Origin of the sequence: Aureispira sp. CCB-QB1 (assembly GCF_000724545.1) — a bacterium.
Classification (GTDB): Bacteria; Bacteroidota; Bacteroidia; order Chitinophagales; family Saprospiraceae; genus Aureispira.
Genome location: NZ_JHBV01000043.1, coordinates 137,836 through 153,813 on the forward strand (window position 1 = coordinate 137,836; position 15,978 = coordinate 153,813).

The 15,978-nt window shown below is 35.2% G+C and carries 12 protein-coding genes; 11 read left to right on the forward strand and 1 reads right to left on the reverse strand.

Going from position 1 to position 15,978, the window contains the following annotated elements; all coding sequences use genetic code 11:
* The first annotated feature begins 51 nt into the window (after positions 1-51).
* The 3 genes from CG11_RS23715 (at position 52) to CG11_RS23725 (ending at position 3,280) form a co-directional block, all read left to right on the forward strand.
* On the forward strand, positions 52-1,359 hold the full coding sequence (locus tag CG11_RS23715) for an OmpA family protein (RefSeq protein ID WP_052599343.1): 1,308 nt from the start codon (positions 52-54) through the stop codon (positions 1,357-1,359).
* Positions 1,360-1,367: 8 nt separating this feature from the next.
* On the forward strand, positions 1,368-2,531 hold the full coding sequence (gene chrA / locus CG11_RS23720) for a chromate efflux transporter (RefSeq protein WP_052599344.1): 1,164 nt from the start codon (positions 1,368-1,370) through the stop codon (positions 2,529-2,531).
* A 161-nt stretch (positions 2,532-2,692) separates the two neighbouring features.
* Positions 2,693-3,280, forward strand: a complete 588-nt coding sequence (locus CG11_RS23725) for an alpha-ketoglutarate-dependent dioxygenase AlkB (protein ID WP_052599345.1) — start codon at positions 2,693-2,695, stop codon at positions 3,278-3,280.
* Positions 3,281-3,357: 77 nt separating this feature from the next.
* On the opposite strand, the gene CG11_RS23730 is transcribed toward CG11_RS23725, so the two are convergent.
* The gene (locus CG11_RS23730) at positions 3,358-4,317 is read right to left on the reverse strand and encodes an isopenicillin N synthase family oxygenase (protein ID WP_052599346.1); all 960 of its coding nucleotides are present in this window, start codon (positions 4,315-4,317) and stop codon (positions 3,358-3,360) included.
* A 526-nt stretch (positions 4,318-4,843) separates the two neighbouring features.
* Here CG11_RS23730 and bamA (CG11_RS23735) point away from each other — a divergent pair.
* The 8 genes from bamA (CG11_RS23735) (at position 4,844) to CG11_RS23765 (ending at position 15,770) form a co-directional block, all read left to right on the forward strand.
* On the forward strand, positions 4,844-7,360 hold the full coding sequence (bamA, locus tag CG11_RS23735; protein ID WP_052599347.1) for an outer membrane protein assembly factor BamA: 2,517 nt from the start codon (positions 4,844-4,846) through the stop codon (positions 7,358-7,360).
* Positions 7,361-7,813: 453 nt separating this feature from the next.
* A complete protein-coding gene (gene bamA / locus CG11_RS23740) occupies positions 7,814-10,366 on the forward strand; it encodes an outer membrane protein assembly factor BamA (RefSeq protein WP_052599348.1) in 2,553 nt (850 codons plus the stop codon).
* A 274-nt stretch (positions 10,367-10,640) separates the two neighbouring features.
* A complete protein-coding gene (infC, locus tag CG11_RS23745; RefSeq protein ID WP_052599349.1) occupies positions 10,641-11,237 on the forward strand; it encodes a translation initiation factor IF-3 in 597 nt (198 codons plus the stop codon).
* A gap of 242 nt (positions 11,238-11,479) precedes the next feature.
* Positions 11,480-11,923, forward strand: coding sequence for a polymer-forming cytoskeletal protein (locus CG11_RS23750; RefSeq protein ID WP_052599350.1), 444 nt, complete (start codon positions 11,480-11,482; stop codon positions 11,921-11,923).
* Positions 11,868-12,110 (forward strand): AtpZ/AtpI family protein, encoded by a 243-nt coding sequence (locus CG11_RS29130; RefSeq protein ID WP_063833198.1) that lies wholly within the window; start codon positions 11,868-11,870, stop codon positions 12,108-12,110. The genes CG11_RS23750 and CG11_RS29130 overlap by 56 nt, the downstream gene beginning before the upstream one ends.
* A 45-nt stretch (positions 12,111-12,155) precedes the next feature.
* Positions 12,156-12,533 (forward strand): hypothetical protein, encoded by a 378-nt coding sequence (locus CG11_RS23755; RefSeq protein WP_052599351.1) that lies wholly within the window; start codon positions 12,156-12,158, stop codon positions 12,531-12,533.
* A gap of 6 nt (positions 12,534-12,539) precedes the next feature.
* Positions 12,540-13,013, forward strand: a complete 474-nt coding sequence (locus CG11_RS31025; protein ID WP_052599352.1) for an acetyl-CoA carboxylase biotin carboxyl carrier protein subunit — start codon at positions 12,540-12,542, stop codon at positions 13,011-13,013.
* Between the two features lie 441 nt (positions 13,014-13,454).
* Positions 13,455-15,770: a T9SS type A sorting domain-containing protein gene (locus CG11_RS23765; protein ID WP_063833199.1), complete on the forward strand. Its 2,316-nt coding sequence runs from the start codon at positions 13,455-13,457 to the stop codon at positions 15,768-15,770.
* Positions 15,771-15,978 lie beyond the last annotated feature (208 nt).

The window sequence follows — 15,978 nt, forward strand, 5'->3', positions numbered from 1 at the left end:
TTCTAAGATTATCTCTCAAATAAAGTACGGGTATTGCTAAGCTCTAAAAATATGAAAATTATTTGGATACTATGTTGGAGTTGTTGTGCAACATTATTAATTGGACAAAAAGGCAATACTTTTCAAGTAAAACGGCTGAAAAAAATTAAGCAGAAAATTCGACAAGACTTAAAAGGTTTTGGAGTCCAAATTAAAAATGTACGGTACAAAGGTAAGCGCCGTGCTATAGGTGAATTTTGGAATGGCGATGCAATTTTTCAAATGTCTCATGGAATTGTTCTTTCTACAGGTGTTGCAGAAGATGCCCAAGGTAACAATGATATTACAAGCAAAACAGGAGTCAATAGAAAAAAAGGACAAGCTATTTTTAAAACAACAACCAATCAAAAATTGTACGATGCAGCTGTTCTACAGTTTGACTTTTATCCCAATTCTGATTACATTTCATTCAATTTTGTTTTTGCTTCTGAAGATTATCCCGAATTAAGCTATTCTGGTTTGAATGATATTTTAATTTTTATATTAACCTTGCCGAATGGAGAAAAAGTTAATTTAGCCCATTTACCTAACTCCAACCATCCCATATCTGTTGCTACGATCAATCCAACTACACATCCACAGTACTATATTAATAACAGCATCCAATCAGCAATTCAAGTTGAGAATAGTGTAGATACTTTTTTAGAAACGAATTCTACCCACCAACTATTATTAACTCGTTCTTGGAATATGGAACAAGCGATTACAGCAACAAGTCTTTATCCCATTCAATACGATGGTTTTACTAAGGTGCTCCAAGCGCAATCAAATGTCATCCCACATCAAAAACATCGGTTACAAATAGGGATAGCAGATCATGGCAATTATATTTTTGACTCGGCTGTTTTTATCGAAATGGAAAGTTTGCACAGCCACGAGGATTCTTCTTTTCAAGCTGGAATATTAAAGAGGGAACCTAATTATTATTATACCATAGATACTCTATCCCAAACTAGAATTCGACCCATTATTATAGATCACCCAACCCGGCCAAGCATTTGTCTAGACCAACCATCAGATTTGTTATTTAGTTATGATTCTCCTAATTTAAGCCCAACCAACCAATCTTTGTTGAAGCAACTAAGTCAGCAATTACATCAATGCCCTGATTTGAAACTTAGAGTGGTGGGTTATGCGGCGGCTAAGGACAACCGATATAACCGAAAATTATCAAGAGAACGAGCCGAACGAGTTAAAATCTATTTGATAGAACAAGGAATTGCTAATGATCGAATTGAGGTCAACTGGCAAGGAGATGGATCTAAAACGACTAAAAAAGCATTGGCACAAAATCGTCGTGTTAAGCTACAAATTTATTAAAAAATAAAATGACAAACCAAAAAAATAATAAGGGCACTATATGGGAAGTGGCACAGGTGTTTTTTAAGCTAGGATGTATTGCTTTTGGAGGACCTGCCGCTCATGTTGCTATGATGGAAGATGAATTGGTGACAAAGCGAAAGTGGATGAGTCGCCAACATTTTTTGGATTTGATGGGGGCGACCAATCTGATACCTGGACCTAATTCTACCGAGATGACGATGCATTGTGGGCATGAACGGGCAGGTGTATTGGGGCTGTTTGTTGCAGGAATTTGTTTTATCTTTCCTGCGGTTGTCATTACAGGAATTTTTGCTTGGTTTTATGTTCAGTATGGTGCCCTTCCTGTGGTTGCACCTTTGATTTTTGGAATAAAACCTGCCGTTTTGGCGATTATAGCAGGGGCTGTTTATAAATTGAGCAAAAAGGCTTTAAAAAGCAAAGCATTGGGGGTTTTAGGAGGACTTGTTTTAGTTGTTAGTTTATTGGGGGTTAATGAAATTGTGGCATTATTAGTAGCAGGTATTGTTGGGACACTTTTTTTTATGGGAAGAAGCCAATGGCAGAATCATCCGAAGTCTATTTTTCCAATTTTGTTATTACAAACAGGAGGAACGGCAACTGCTAAAATTTCTGGTGGAACCGTTTTTTGGAGTTTTCTGAAAGTCGGTTCCGTATTGTATGGCAGTGGGTATGTTTTATTTGCTTACCTAGATGCTGAATTAGTCATGAAAGGATTATTAACTCGTGCAGAGTTGATTGATGCAATTGCCGCAGGGCAATTTACGCCAGGTCCTGTTCTGTCTACGGCAACTTTTATAGGCTATCAATTGGCGGGTTGGACAGGAGCAATTGCAGCTACATTGGGAATCTTTTTACCTTCTTTTATTTTTGTGTGGTTGCTGAATCCATTGGTGCCTAAGATGCGTTCTTCAAAACCTTTAGGTTTCTTTTTAGACTCTGTTAATGTTGCTGCGTTGGCAGTTATGGTCAATGTTCTTATTGAAATGAGTTTGGAAACATTGTTGGTTACTGCTTCTTGGATGCCTGATTGGCGGGCATGTGTCATTGCGATTTTTGGAGCAGTGTTAGTTTTTGGTTTTAAGAAAATAAATGCAATGTGGGTAGTGCTAGGAGGTGCTTTGTTGGGATATTTATTAATGTTAGTTTAAATAATCAATGGTGTATTAATAATAATAATATGGTGCTAAAATTAATGCTCTAAAAAAAGATTAAAAATTTAGCAGTATTGTTAAAAATGAACACAAAACAGCTAATTTTAGGAACTAGAAATGCTCAATAAGTTTTTTTTAAGTTAAAACAGTTGATTGTTATGAATAAAGACTTATTTGAAGAACATTATCTCAATGCTATCCATCCAATTTATATTGGTGCCATTCCTTCAGAATTAAAAGCACAATTACCAGATTTTGATACATTATGGAATACACATCCTGATGAGTATCATGTGGTGAAAATTTTGGGAAAGGAAGTGCCAACACCACGTTGGCAACAGGCTTATGGGTTTGATTACAAATACACAGGCTCCAAACAAAATGCTTTGCCTATTAGCCCTGTGTTGAAGTTGTTTTTAGATTGGTGCAAAAAAGAAATTCATCCCTCTTTAAATGGCTTGTTACTCAATTGGTATGAGGGAGAAAAAAAGCATTATATAGGACCACATCGAGATGCTGTTGTTGGTTTGAAAGAAGATAGCCCTATTGTAACCATATCATTGGGGGAGGAGCGTATTTTTAGATTTCGTCCTTGGAGAGAAAAAGGCTATCAAGATTTCAAGGTAGAGGATGGAACGGTAGTGATTATACCTTGGGCGACTAATAAAGCGTGGACACATGAAGTGCCGCATTTTGCTCGATTTAAAAACAGAAGAATTTCTGTTACATTGAGAGTTTATGAATAATGGAATGAACAAGTTAAAATTTGAAAACCTCTATCTTATCTTAGAGGTTTTCAAATCGATTCCTTGTTGCAAAAGGACTATTTCAGACCAAGCTCTCGGATACGTTCATCTAGAAACTCACCAGCTGTAATATCTTCGTAAGCTTTAGGATTGTCTTCAGAAACACAACTGTCTAAACAAGACAAATCCATATCGCTGCGTGGGTGTAAGAAAAACGGAGCAGAATATCTAGGAAAACGCATTGACTCCTTGTCCAAATTGATGACACGGTGAATAGTAGATTTTAAGCGACCATTGGTATGGCGGTGTAGCATATCACCAATATTGATAACAATTTCATTTTCTTTTGGAGAAACATCGACCCATTCTCCCGCAGAGTTTTTGGCTTGTAATCCTTTGGCAGATCCACCCATTAACAATGTAATCAAGTTGATGTCACCATGTGCAGCAGCACGAACAGCACCTTCTTCTATTTCATCCAAATTTTTGACAGGGAAATAATGCAACAAGCGAAGTACACTATTACCATTGTGAATTTTTGCATCAAAGTAGTTCTCCTCTAGTCCTAAGTATAACGCAATAGCACGCAATAAATTACGACCTGTTTGCTCAAATGTACTGTATATTTTTTTGCCTACGGTCTCCAAAGAAGGAACTTCTTCCATCCAAATATTGTCAGGGTATTCTGCTTTTAGAGCAGGCTCGTTAACTACTTCTTGACCAATATGCCAAAATTCTTTTAAATCAGGTACTTTTTCTCCTTTGGCAGTTTCTCTACCTTTAGAAATGTAGCCTCTTTGTCCACCGTTGTTTAAGTCTTCGTATTTTTGTTTTATTTCTTGTGGTTGATCGAAAATATTTTTTGAAACTTCAAAAAGTTCTTGACGTAGTTCTTCCGATACGCCATGATTTTTGACAATAACAAACCCAATTTGAGAGAAAGCATCTCCTAAGTCTTGGATAAATTGTTTGCGTTTTTGAGCATCGCCAGATGTAAAATCATGGTAGTCAACAGTTGGAACGGTCTGTAAAGCCATCTTATAATTTGTTTTTAAAAATTAAACAAGTAAATATCATCAAGAATTGTTTTAAGAAGAGGTCAGAAAAATAATAACAAAAAATGGGATTATTTTTTTGAACATTACTTAATATATAAATAGTGGATGATTGGTATACTCTAAAATTTGAATTAGAGATGATGTAGGCATTCCACATCTATACAATTCTAGGTGTAATAATATTTAGTAATTATCGTGAATATACAACATTAGAAGCAGTTGAAAAAGTAGATCTTAAAATCTTTACAGGAATTTATTCTTAAGAAGTGGCTTATGCTTAAATACAAAGGACAAGAATTAGTTTTCTTACCACATTTAAGATAATTTTAAGAGAGGTGTTTTTTGCAAATTACTTGCCCTTTTTTTTTTCTGCACGTTTATACCTTTGAAGCACCAAATACAGCTTCAAATTTCACTTTTAAATTACAGTTTCCTTATAAAAAGCACATCCACTTATAAGGTAGTTATTATATTATATAACAATAATTTTATTATAAAAATAATTATGATAAAAAGGACACTCTTTGCCTCAACTTTAGGGTTGACATTATTATGGACCAATTTATACGCACAAAAAAATAGCCCTTTGGTAGATAGTAATGAGGCAAAAATGCTAGATTATAACCACACACAGACCTATGAAATAGGAGGTATTAATGTTAAAGGGGCAATATATACCGATGCAAATGGAATTATAGCCATCACAGGGCTTACTATAGGTGAAACCATACGTATACCTAGTGATCAAATCAGCAAGGCAATTAGAAATCTTTGGAAGCAACAACTTTTTGTAGATGTAGCGATCAATATAGAAAAAACAATAGGGGATATTGTGTTTTTAGAAATTGAAGTACAAGAATATCCAAGGTTTGCTCGCCATGGGTACAAAGGAATTCCAAAAGGGCAACACGATGATGCAAATGCTGTTGTTCAACGATATTTGCAAAAAGGGCGAGCAGCAACTCCTGCTATGAAACAAAGTGCTATCAATGCGTTAAAAAAACTTTATATAGAAAAAGGTTTTTTGGACGTTGCTATTGAGGTGGACGAAACAGAGGACGTCATTCTAAAAAATTCCATTCGATGGATATTTAATATTCAAAAAGGAAAACGTGTACGGATTGCAAAAATCAACTTTCACGGGGTCAAAAATGCTAAAAAAGGCAAATTGTATCGTTCGATGAAAGAAACAAAACGCAACAACTTCTGGGCGATCTTCAAACCATCTAAGTTTATTCAAGAAGAATACGAGGTGGATAAAAATAACTTGATAGCTTATTATAATTCTATCGGGCATCGGGATGCTCGTATCCTAAAAGATTCTGTATACTTTATTCAGAAGAAAAATAGGAAGGTTTTGCATATTGATATGCAGGTAGAAGAAGGAAATATTTATCGTTTTGGAAGTATAAAATTCAAAGGAAATACCATTTACTCCGATCGAATTTTAAAAAACATTATAGGCATCGAAAAAGGAGCCATTTATGACAAAGATTTATTAACGACTCGTCTAGAATTTGACAAAAATGGGAGAGACCTAAAAACGCTTTATATGGATAATGGGCACCTGTTTTTTAGAGTTGATCCAATCGAAAAAGGAATTCGAGAAGATTCGATTGATTATGAAATTCGTATCGTAGAAGGACCGGTTGCCAAAATTGGTGCGGTTAGAATTATTGGCAATACTAGAACTAGTGAACATGTTATTCGCCGTGAACTGAGAACCTTGCCAGGAAATAATTTTAGTCGTTCTGATTTGATTCGTTCTCAAAGAGAATTGATGGCATTAAATTATTTTAATCCAGAAACGATGCAGATTAATACCCCAGTTAATATAGAACGAGGAACCGTAGATATTGAATATGTCTTAGAAGAGAAAATTTCTGACCAAATAGAGTTATCCGCAGGTTGGGGAGGGACGACCGTTTTTGGAACCGCAGGGATTAAATTGACAAATTTTTCTTTGCGCAAGTTTTTTCAACCCAAAACTTGGAATCCTTTGCCTGCAGGAGATGGTCAAACGCTATCGTTTAGAATACAAACCAATGGACCTAGTTATCAATCGTATAATTTCTCTTTTACAGAACCTTGGTTGGGGGGCAAAAAGCCTAATTCTCTAACGTTTTCTGCTTATTATTCTAACTTTACCAATGGGTACACCGAAGAGAGTTCGGCATTGAGACGTTTGCAGGTAACAGGCGCAACGATAGGGTGGGGAACTCGTTTGCGTTTTCCAGACGACTTTTTTGTCTATCAGGCAAGCCTGAACTATAAGAAAATGGATTTGTTGCGTTGGGATGACATCAATGTTCCTTCAGGAACGTACCACAACTTGAGTTTTAATCAAACTATTTCTAGAAATTCTGTTGACAATCCAATTTTTCCAACAAAAGGCTCCAATATTGCTCTAAGTATGAGTTTTACATTGCCGTATTCTTTGTTGTCAAACAATAATGAAACCTCAGGGACAAAAGACCGATTGGTCGAGTATCACAAGTGGGATTTTACGACGGAGTGGTATGGAAAAATCGCCAAGAATTTTGTTGTGAAAATAGGAGGCAAAATGGGATTCTTGGGCTATTATAATCCAGATTTAGAGGTAACTCCTTTTGATCGGTACGAATTGGGGGGAAATGGTTTGTCTAATCCTCAAACTGTTCAAGGACGAGATGTGATTTCTATGCGAGGGTACGAATTGGGTGATTTGGCAGCGAATGGCGCTGGTGCTACAATTTATAATAAGTTTAGTTTAGAGTTTCGCTATCTGATTTCTCCTAATCCAAGTGCTACTATATGGGCTTTGGCGTTTCTAGAAGCAGGAAATGCTTGGTCGAATGCAAAAGATTACAACCCTTTTGATTTAAAACGATCGGCAGGTTTAGGTTTTCGCATCTTTTTGCCAATGTTTGGTACACTAGGAGTCGATTATGGAATTGGTTTTGACAAACCTAATTTGAGTGGCGTGAAAGATTTTACAAAGTATGGAACCTTTAATATAGTGTTGGGAGTCGAACCAAAATAATTTTAAACAATATTAGACGATTACGAATGAAATGGTATGCCTACAAAAACATCTTGCTTTCTCACCTATACAACTCTATTCGTGATAATGTCTATTCTTAACTGGATTAAAATCAAAAATAACTGACCTCTTTTTTGCGATTTTAATAGATATATTTTCTTATTGCTATTAGATTACCTTACTTTTGTGCAAAAATTATCGTTTATAGGTTTGAGTAAAATTTATAGATAAGATATTACAGTAATCAGACGTTTAAGAATAGTAATTGTATGGTCTTTGTACCATATTGTTGCACGACAAAATTAGTTTGATAAATGTAGCCACAATAAAATGGACTTTTTAATGGCATCTAAATATAACTAAACAATCCAAAAAATAATGATTGTTTATGATTGGGTGTGACATTGAGAGCCACAATGCTGGTTTAAAATTGTTATTATTATAAAAAATATTATGATTCAGAGGTTATTTAGTGTAGTATGCGCTGTGTTGTTGTTATCGAACCAAAGTACTTGGGCACAAGCGACAGAAGAAAAATTAGATTCGTTAGAACCTGCACCATTGATTGATTATAGCGAACCACAAACTTATGAGATTGGTGGGATAGAGGTTGTAGGAGCAAATTATACAGATGCCAATGGAATCATTGCTTTATCTGGATTAACAGTAGGCAAAACAATTCGTATTCCTAGTGATCAGATTTCTAAAGCGATCCGAAAACTATGGAAACAAGGGTTGTTTGTAGATGTTAATATTAACATTCAAAAGAAAATTGGAGATATTGTATTCTTAGAAATCAAAGTAAAAGAATATCCACGTTTTGCTCGTCATGGATACAAAGGTATTCCGAAAGGTCAGCATGATGATGCTAATGCAGCTACAAAGCGTTATCTTCAAAAAGGTCGTGCGGCAACTCCTGCTATGAAACTGCACGCTGTACAAGCCTTAAAAGAAATCTATATCGAAAAAGGATTTTTAGACGTAGAAATAGAAGTGATTGAAGAAGAAGATAAAATTCTTAAAAATTCGGTTCGTTGGGTTTTCAATATCAAGAAAGGAAAGCGTGTTCGTATTGCCAATATCAATTTTCATGGTGTTGAAAAGATGAAAAAGGGAAAGCTTTATCGCTCTATGAAAGAAACCAAACGCAATAATATTTGGGCTATCTTCAAACCTTCTAAGTTTATTCAAAAAGAATACGAACAAGACAAAAAAAATATTATTGCTGCTTATAATAACCTAGGACATAGAGATGCTGTTATCACAAAAGATTCTGTTTATCTAGTTCAAAAAGGGAAGCGCAAAGTCATGAATATTGATATTCATATTGACGAAGGAGCAACTTATGTTTTTGGTGATATTGTATTTAGAGGAAATACAACCTACTCTGATCGTATCTTAGATAATATTTTAGGTATCAAAAAAGGAGATGTGTACAATGAAGAGCTGATTCAAACTCGTTTGAAGTTTGATCGTAACGGTCGAGATATTAGTACGCTTTATATGGACAATGGATACCTGTTTTTTGATGCAACGCCTATCGAAAAAGGTGTTCGAGAAGATTCCGTAGATTTAGAAATTCGTATTTCAGAGGGACCAATTGCTATTATTGCCAATGTGATTATAAAAGGAAATGATCGTACACACGAGCATGTTATCCGTCGCGAGTTAAGAACGTTGCCAGGCAATAAATTTAGCCGTTCTGATATTATTCGTTCTCAACGAGAGCTAACAGCTTTGAACTATTTTAATCCAGAGAATATTCAAATCAATACGCCTGTCAATCCTCAACGAGGAACGGTAGATATTGAATATATCGTCGAGGAACGTCCATCGGATCAGTTAGAATTGTCTGCTGGATGGGGTGGTGTTGGTCGTGGAGTTATTGGTACACTTGGGGTTACGTTCAATAATTTTTCTTTGAGAAATTTATTAAAACCAGAAGCTTGGAATCCTTTGCCACAAGGTGATGGTCAACGATTGTCTTTGCGTGTTCAGACAAACGGTCGTTTTTATCAGTCGTACAACTTCTCTTTCACAGAACCATGGTTGGGAGGCAAGAAACCAAATGCCTTTACAATTTCTGCTTATCATACGAATTTTAACAATGGATTTAGTCAAGAAAGTTCTGCATTCCAACGCTTGCAAATTACGGGAGCTTCTATTGGTTTAGGAACTCGTTTGCGTTTTCCTGATGATTTCTTTGTGTATCAAATTAGTTTGAATTATCAGAACATGGATTTGTTGCGTCGTTATGATTTTGAAATTCCAACAGGATCATTCCACAACTTGAGTTTGAGCCAAACTATTTCAAGAAACTCTATCGACAATCCAATTTTCCCTCAGAAAGGCTCTAATATTTCATTGACCTTGAAATTGACAATTCCATACTCTTTGTTTGATAATAAATCGGCTTCGGATTATGCGTTGATGGATCCTGCAAAGAAATTTGAATTGTTGGAATACCACAAATGGGATTTCTTGGCAGAGTGGTACGGAAAGATCGTGAAAAACTTTGTAGTAAAAGTTGGTGTTAAAATGGGATTCTTAGGCTTCTACAATCCAAACGTTGGTTTGTCACCATTTGAGCGTTATGAGTTAGGAGGAGATGGAATTTCTAATTTCCAAGGATTGCAAGGAAAAGATATCATTTCTTTGAGAGGATATCGTGATCCTGTAACGGATGTTTCTGCTGCTAATGCACAAGGGGCAGCTATTTATAATAAAATTACAATGGAATTGCGTTACTTGATTTCTCCAAATCCAAGTGCTACTATTTGGGTGTTAGCATTTGCAGAAGCAGGAAACGCTTGGTCAAAATTTGAAGATTATAACCCATTCCAATTAAAACGTTCAGTAGGAGCTGGGGTACGTGTGTTCTTGCCAATGTTTGGAACACTTGGATTTGACTACGGAATAGGTTTTGATAAGCCACATTTGAACGGAAGTACTAAAGTAACTGACTATGGAGCCTTTAATATTGTCCTTGGGTTTGAACCTAAATAAGCGTTTTACTGTTACTAAAATAGTAAAGCCGTATTCATAATAAATTATAGTTAAGAGCCGAATTGTGAGTACCCACAATTCGGCTCTTTATATGAAGTATTGGGGCGTTTAGAATCAAAAAATGCCCAAGAACGACTGATTTAACGACTTTTTTTGATAAAAGGACAATATTTAATTGAATATGTTGTTGTAAAAAGTTAAAGTTTTTTAACTTTATTCTAGTAAAAGAAACACAAGGGACTATTTCCCTATTTTTATAATAAAACGAATCGTATTGGCTAAAAAATTTAATAGAAGAAACACCTATAACAAGGGGAATCAACCGAGTCATCGCATTAATGGATTTATCAAAGTACCTGAAGTGCGCTTGGTTGGAAATAATTTTAAAGAAATCAGCAAAGTAGCAGGAAAAGACTTAGAACCAGGTGTCTATCCAACTTCAAAAGCACTGGAATACGCTACTAAATTGGAAATGGATTTGGTCGAAATCTCTCCAAAAGCTTCTCCTCCTGTTTGTAAGATTATTGAATACAAGAAATTCTTGTATGAAAAGAAGAAAAAAGAAAAAGAGCTTAAATCTAAACAGGTAAAAGTAGTCGTTAAAGAAATTCGCTTTGGTCCGAACACAGATGACCACGATTTTGAATTTAAATTGAAGCATGCTAAAAAATTCTTAGAGCAAGGTGCTAAGGTGAAAGCTTATGTTCAATTTAAAGGACGTACTATTGTGTTTAAAGATAGAGGAAGAGATCTTTTGAAAAGATTTTTGAAGGAACTAGAAGGTATTGGCTTCCCTGATTATCCACCTAAAATGGAAGATAGAAGAATGCATTGTACCTTGGCCCCTAAGAAGATGGGTAAGTCTAAATAAAACTTAACATTTTATTAGGAGCAAACTTCAGTAAAAGCCTCTTAATATTTCTTATCTTTGCCCCAAAATCCTGTCTTTGTTCAAAAAGACAGGGTAACTATAACTTAGTGTGCCTTATTGTATACAAATTTTTAAAGGCAAGCTTGGAATTTGCGTATAGCGTGTCGTTGAGACCAACTCGCAAATGAAATGGTTGTTTTTGAAAGGTTACATTGATAAAAATTTAGTATAATTATAATTTCATGTTTGGAGCAAAAAAAGAAAATAATTTACCTAAAGGAAAAGGAGCTTCTTCATCTGCCCACAATAGCTTGGTATTTGGTACGGTCATTACAGGAAATCTTAAATCAAAAACAGATATAAGAATTGATGGCAAACTAGAAGGCAATTTGGAAAGTGAAGCTAAAGTTGTTGTTGGAAAAAATGCTTTAATTGTTGGCAATATTGTCTGCGAAAGCATTTTAATTGAAGGTAGAATAGAAGGTAATATTACCGCCAGAGGTTGTTTGCACATTCAAAGTGCTGGAACGGTATTCGGTGATTTAAGAACCAATAAGTTAATTATTGAGGACGGAGCTGTGTTTGACGGTGCTTCTATTATGAAAAAAACTTCTTCAACACAAACTAAAAATGGACAAGAAGGATCCTCATCTAACAAAAAGCAAAACGTCCAAAAAGCAAGTTAATTTCCTAAAGTATACCAGTATGGCTACTCAAATGGGAGTAACCATTGGTTTGTTTATTTTTGTAGGATTAAAACTAGATGCTTGGTTGGAAACCAAAGTGCTTTTTGTGCTAATAGGTTCTCTTTTAGGGGTTGGACTATCTCTATATTATTTTATCAAACAAGCAATTTCAGATAATGAATCGTAGTTTCTAAATTGGTAGAAACAAAACGATTTTTAATACAAAAGGAGAATGGCTCCCAAAAAATTTTATATACAGCTTACAATCATATCTATTGTTGTCGCTTTATTATTGGTGTTGCTAGACTCATCTAACTTAATAAGCTCTCATCTATCTTTATCATGGATAAGTTGGGGCTTCTTTATTTTATTCTCTATAGGTTTGTTTTATGCTTCTTCCAAAACTGCAAAAAGCGAAAACAAAAATCTATTTGGGCAAATATTCTTGCTGTCTATCTTTTTTAAAATGCTTTTTTGTGCCACTTTGTTAATTGTTTATATGTTGGTAACAGCACCTAAAACAGCTTATTTTGCCTTACCTTTTTTATTTGTCTACTTAGTTTATACAGTATACGAAGTCTATTTTGTAACTAAATTAGCAAAAACATAACGTTTTATGTACGAATCTAATGTTAATGAGAATTATAAATCAATGATAGATCCCAATAGTTTGAACTGGGATTTATTGGAAATAAAAGATGGGAGATTTCATATCTTACAAGACAACCAGTCTTTTGATGCGACGGTCTTGGAGGCGGATTATGAAACAAAAACATTTCGGATTAAAATTAATAGAAATGTTTATAATGTAACACTGAAAGATAAATTTGATCTCTTGGTAGAAAAATTAGGGTTCTCCAATATGACAGCTCAAAAAGTAAACCACATCAAAGCTCCAATGCCTGGGTTGGTTTTGGATGTTTTGGTACAGGTAGGAGATACGGTGGCTAAAGGAGATTCTGTCCTTATATTGGAGGCTATGAAAATGGAGAATATTATAAAAGCAGATGGCGATGCTGTGGTCAAAAGCATTGAAATTGGAAAAGGAACACCTGTGGAAAAAAATCAAATTTTAGTAGAATTTGAGTAATTAGAAGCAACAAAAATACTATTAAGTCAGATAAAAAACGGCTATTAGAAATGTGATTTTCTAGTAGCCGTTTTTATTTAGACTAGTTGAAATGATAAAACTGCTATGCAACAAAAGAAGTACTTGCCTACCGAAAAAAACTTCTAAATACGTTTGAGAGAAAAATGAGTTGCCTAGATAATAGTTATCTGATAAAGGGTAATTGTCTAAAGGTAAGATCGTTTAAATGTAGTTTTAAAATAGCATGAATTTTTTTTTAATACTTTGATTATTATTGATTTATGGTTTTGTTTTTGCGTTTTATTATGAGGTAATTATTCTTTTTTTATCCGTTTTCTGTTCTGATTTCGGCAAATGAAAAACGTATCCTTTGTTGAGGAAATCTTACTTTTATTTCACCCCCACCTCATTTTCGAAATTTATTACAAATAAAACTTAATTATGAAGAGAATTTTCATTTCTATCTTATTCAGTTGTCTATTTGTCCACCAGACAACCGCACAAATGACAAATGAAGGAGCACCTCGCAGTTGGAGTTTAAAAAAAAATCAATCTAGAATTGATTATTACTTAATGCCAAAATTTAATTTAGAAAAACAAAAAAAAATAGATGCATTAAATGCCGCCTCGAAAACAAAACCGTGGCAATTTGGCTATGAATATACCGTCAATTATGGCTTGAATAATAGTGGTACTTGGACGACATTGGCAAATGGAGATCGAATTTGGCAAATTGAGATCGAATCAAAAAATGCCTTAACAATGAATTTTGTTTTTGATGACTATCATTTGCCTAAGGGAGCTACTGTTTATTTGTACAATCCCAAAACAAAAGAAGTACAGGGAGCCTATACTCATGCCAATAATAGTGCTGATAGAATGTTAGGAACGACACTTATACAGGGTGATAATGTTGTGATTGAGTACTATGAACCTAAGGTGGTACAAGGTCTAGGGGCTTTAAATATTAGTATGGTTGTTCATGGATATCGTCAATTAGGAGCTTATCCTAGTAGTAAATTAACGAAAGGTTTGAACGATGCTGGAGATTGTCATATAGATGTGAATTGTCCGCTGGGTTCAGGGTGGCAAGATCAAATCAATTCAGTTGCGTTGATTATAGAAGGAGGGAATGCACTTTGCTCAGGAGCGTTGATTAACAACACTTCTAATGATGGAACACCTTATTTCTTAACGGCAGAACATTGTGGAGCTGCAGGTTTTGGCGCATGGGTTTTTCGTTTTAATTGGGAAAGCCCTGTACCCGTTTGTGCACAAGTAGGTAATAGCCAAGACCCTGGTGCGCCATATAATGAAATAAATGGTGCTGTATTGCGTGCAAAGAAAAGTGATTCTGATGTTTTGTTGTTGGAGTTGAATAACACCCCAACAGGAAATGTTTATTATGCGGGTTGGAATAGAAGTACAACTCCTGCAACTCAAGTAACTGGAATCCATCATCCTTCTGGCGATGTAAAGAAAATTAGTCGAGATAATGATGCTGCTGTATTTTTAAATGCAGGGAAGTCATTATGGAATGTAGAGGGGTGGGATCAAGGAGTAACAGAATCAGGTTCTTCAGGATCCCCTTTATTCAATCAGAATAAATTAATTGTTGGGCAGTTATTTGCGGGGGCATCAGCCTGTGTTGGTACAAGTGGTAATGCCGATGCAGATGCTTACGGTCGTTTTGATGTTTCTTGGAATGGTACAAGTCCTGCGGATCGTCTGAAAGATTGGTTAGACCCAGGAAATATAGGGCTGGTACAACAATCTGGTTACGACCCAAATGCTCCAGTATTGGCTGTAGATGCTGGAGTTGTTCAGATTAATGGAATTGAAGCACTTTATTGTGGCGTAGATTCTTTTATCCCTGAAATTTTAATTCATAATTACGGGAGTGATACCATTACTACTCTAGAGATTGTTTATGATGTGGATGGAATTCCCTATCCTAATTATTCGTGGATAGGAACTTTAGCCCCTAATGGTATTGTAAGAGCTTTTTTGCCAACGATAACCTCGACGGATGGAATGCATACATTTACTGCGGTTACTGTTATGCCCAATGGCATGGTTGATTCTAACACAGTTGATGATGCTCGTAGTATGTCTTTTTCTATTACAAGGGGAGGGCAACAAGTAGATTTGGAGTTAATTTTGGACTGTTTTGCTAGCGAAACTTCGTGGTCACTAACAGATTCTGCAACTGGTCAAGTTTTGTATAGTAGAGATACGGCTTTCTATCTTGATAATTTTTCAACAATAGATACTGCTCAAGAGCGATTTTGTTTGACAAATGGTTGCTATCGTTATACTATCTACGATAAACACGGAGATGGTATGGATGGAACAGGTTTTTGTGGTCGTTCAGGAGATTATACGATAAGGGATGAAAATGGCAATGAGTTAGCTCGTATGACAGCGGCAAATGGAAATTTTGGAGATAGCGCAGTTCATTATTTTTGCTTGCCATATGTTGTTAGTAATCAGATGTCTATTTTTAATTTGAATGAGTTTAAAGTATTTCCAAATCCAACTGATGGAATTGTTTATGTTAATTTAGGATTAAAAGAATCTGAAAATATTAGGCTAGAACTGTATACGGCAACAGGGCAATTGCTAGAGCAAGTAATTGCTCAAGATAGTACATCAGAGCAGTTTGAATTTGATTTAAATATGTATAGTATGGGGATGTATTTTGTGAAACTGCGGGTTGGAGACCAAACACTTGTCAAAAAAATTGTTAAGAATTAAGATACTTTATTTTTTGTCAAAAAGTAGTGGATGTTAGTTACACTCTATGAGCTTTTAGGCTTGTAGGGTGTTTTTTATACCATATTTAGGAGCGTACTAAGTGATAGAAGAGGGCATAAAGAAACTGCTCATGGAATAATCTACGACTACATCGTAACAGTGCAGTACTAAAATTATAGTAATTAAAAGTAAAATAAGCGCCTGAAAG

Excerpts from the sequence above, each read along its gene's own strand:
- CG11_RS29130 (WP_063833198.1), top strand. The coding sequence starts at position 11,868 with ATGGACAAGAAGGATCCTCATCTAACAAAAAGCAAAACGTCCAAAAAG.
- bamA (WP_052599348.1), top strand. The coding sequence starts at position 7,814 with ATGATTCAGAGGTTATTTAGTGTAGTATGCGCTGTGTTGTTGTTATCG.
- CG11_RS23725 (WP_052599345.1), top strand. The coding sequence starts at position 2,693 with ATGAATAAAGACTTATTTGAAGAACATTATCTCAATGCTATCCATCCA.
- CG11_RS23730 (WP_052599346.1), bottom strand. The coding sequence starts at position 4,317 with ATGGCTTTACAGACCGTTCCAACTGTTGACTACCATGATTTTACATCT.
- chrA (WP_052599344.1), top strand. The coding sequence starts at position 1,368 with ATGACAAACCAAAAAAATAATAAGGGCACTATATGGGAAGTGGCACAG.
- CG11_RS23765 (WP_063833199.1), top strand. The coding sequence starts at position 13,455 with ATGAAGAGAATTTTCATTTCTATCTTATTCAGTTGTCTATTTGTCCAC.
- CG11_RS23750 (WP_052599350.1), top strand. The coding sequence starts at position 11,480 with ATGTTTGGAGCAAAAAAAGAAAATAATTTACCTAAAGGAAAAGGAGCT.
- CG11_RS31025 (WP_052599352.1), top strand. The coding sequence starts at position 12,540 with ATGTACGAATCTAATGTTAATGAGAATTATAAATCAATGATAGATCCC.
- CG11_RS23715 (WP_052599343.1), top strand. The coding sequence starts at position 52 with ATGAAAATTATTTGGATACTATGTTGGAGTTGTTGTGCAACATTATTA.
- bamA (WP_052599347.1), top strand. The coding sequence starts at position 4,844 with ATGATAAAAAGGACACTCTTTGCCTCAACTTTAGGGTTGACATTATTA.
- CG11_RS23755 (WP_052599351.1), top strand. The coding sequence starts at position 12,156 with ATGGCTCCCAAAAAATTTTATATACAGCTTACAATCATATCTATTGTT.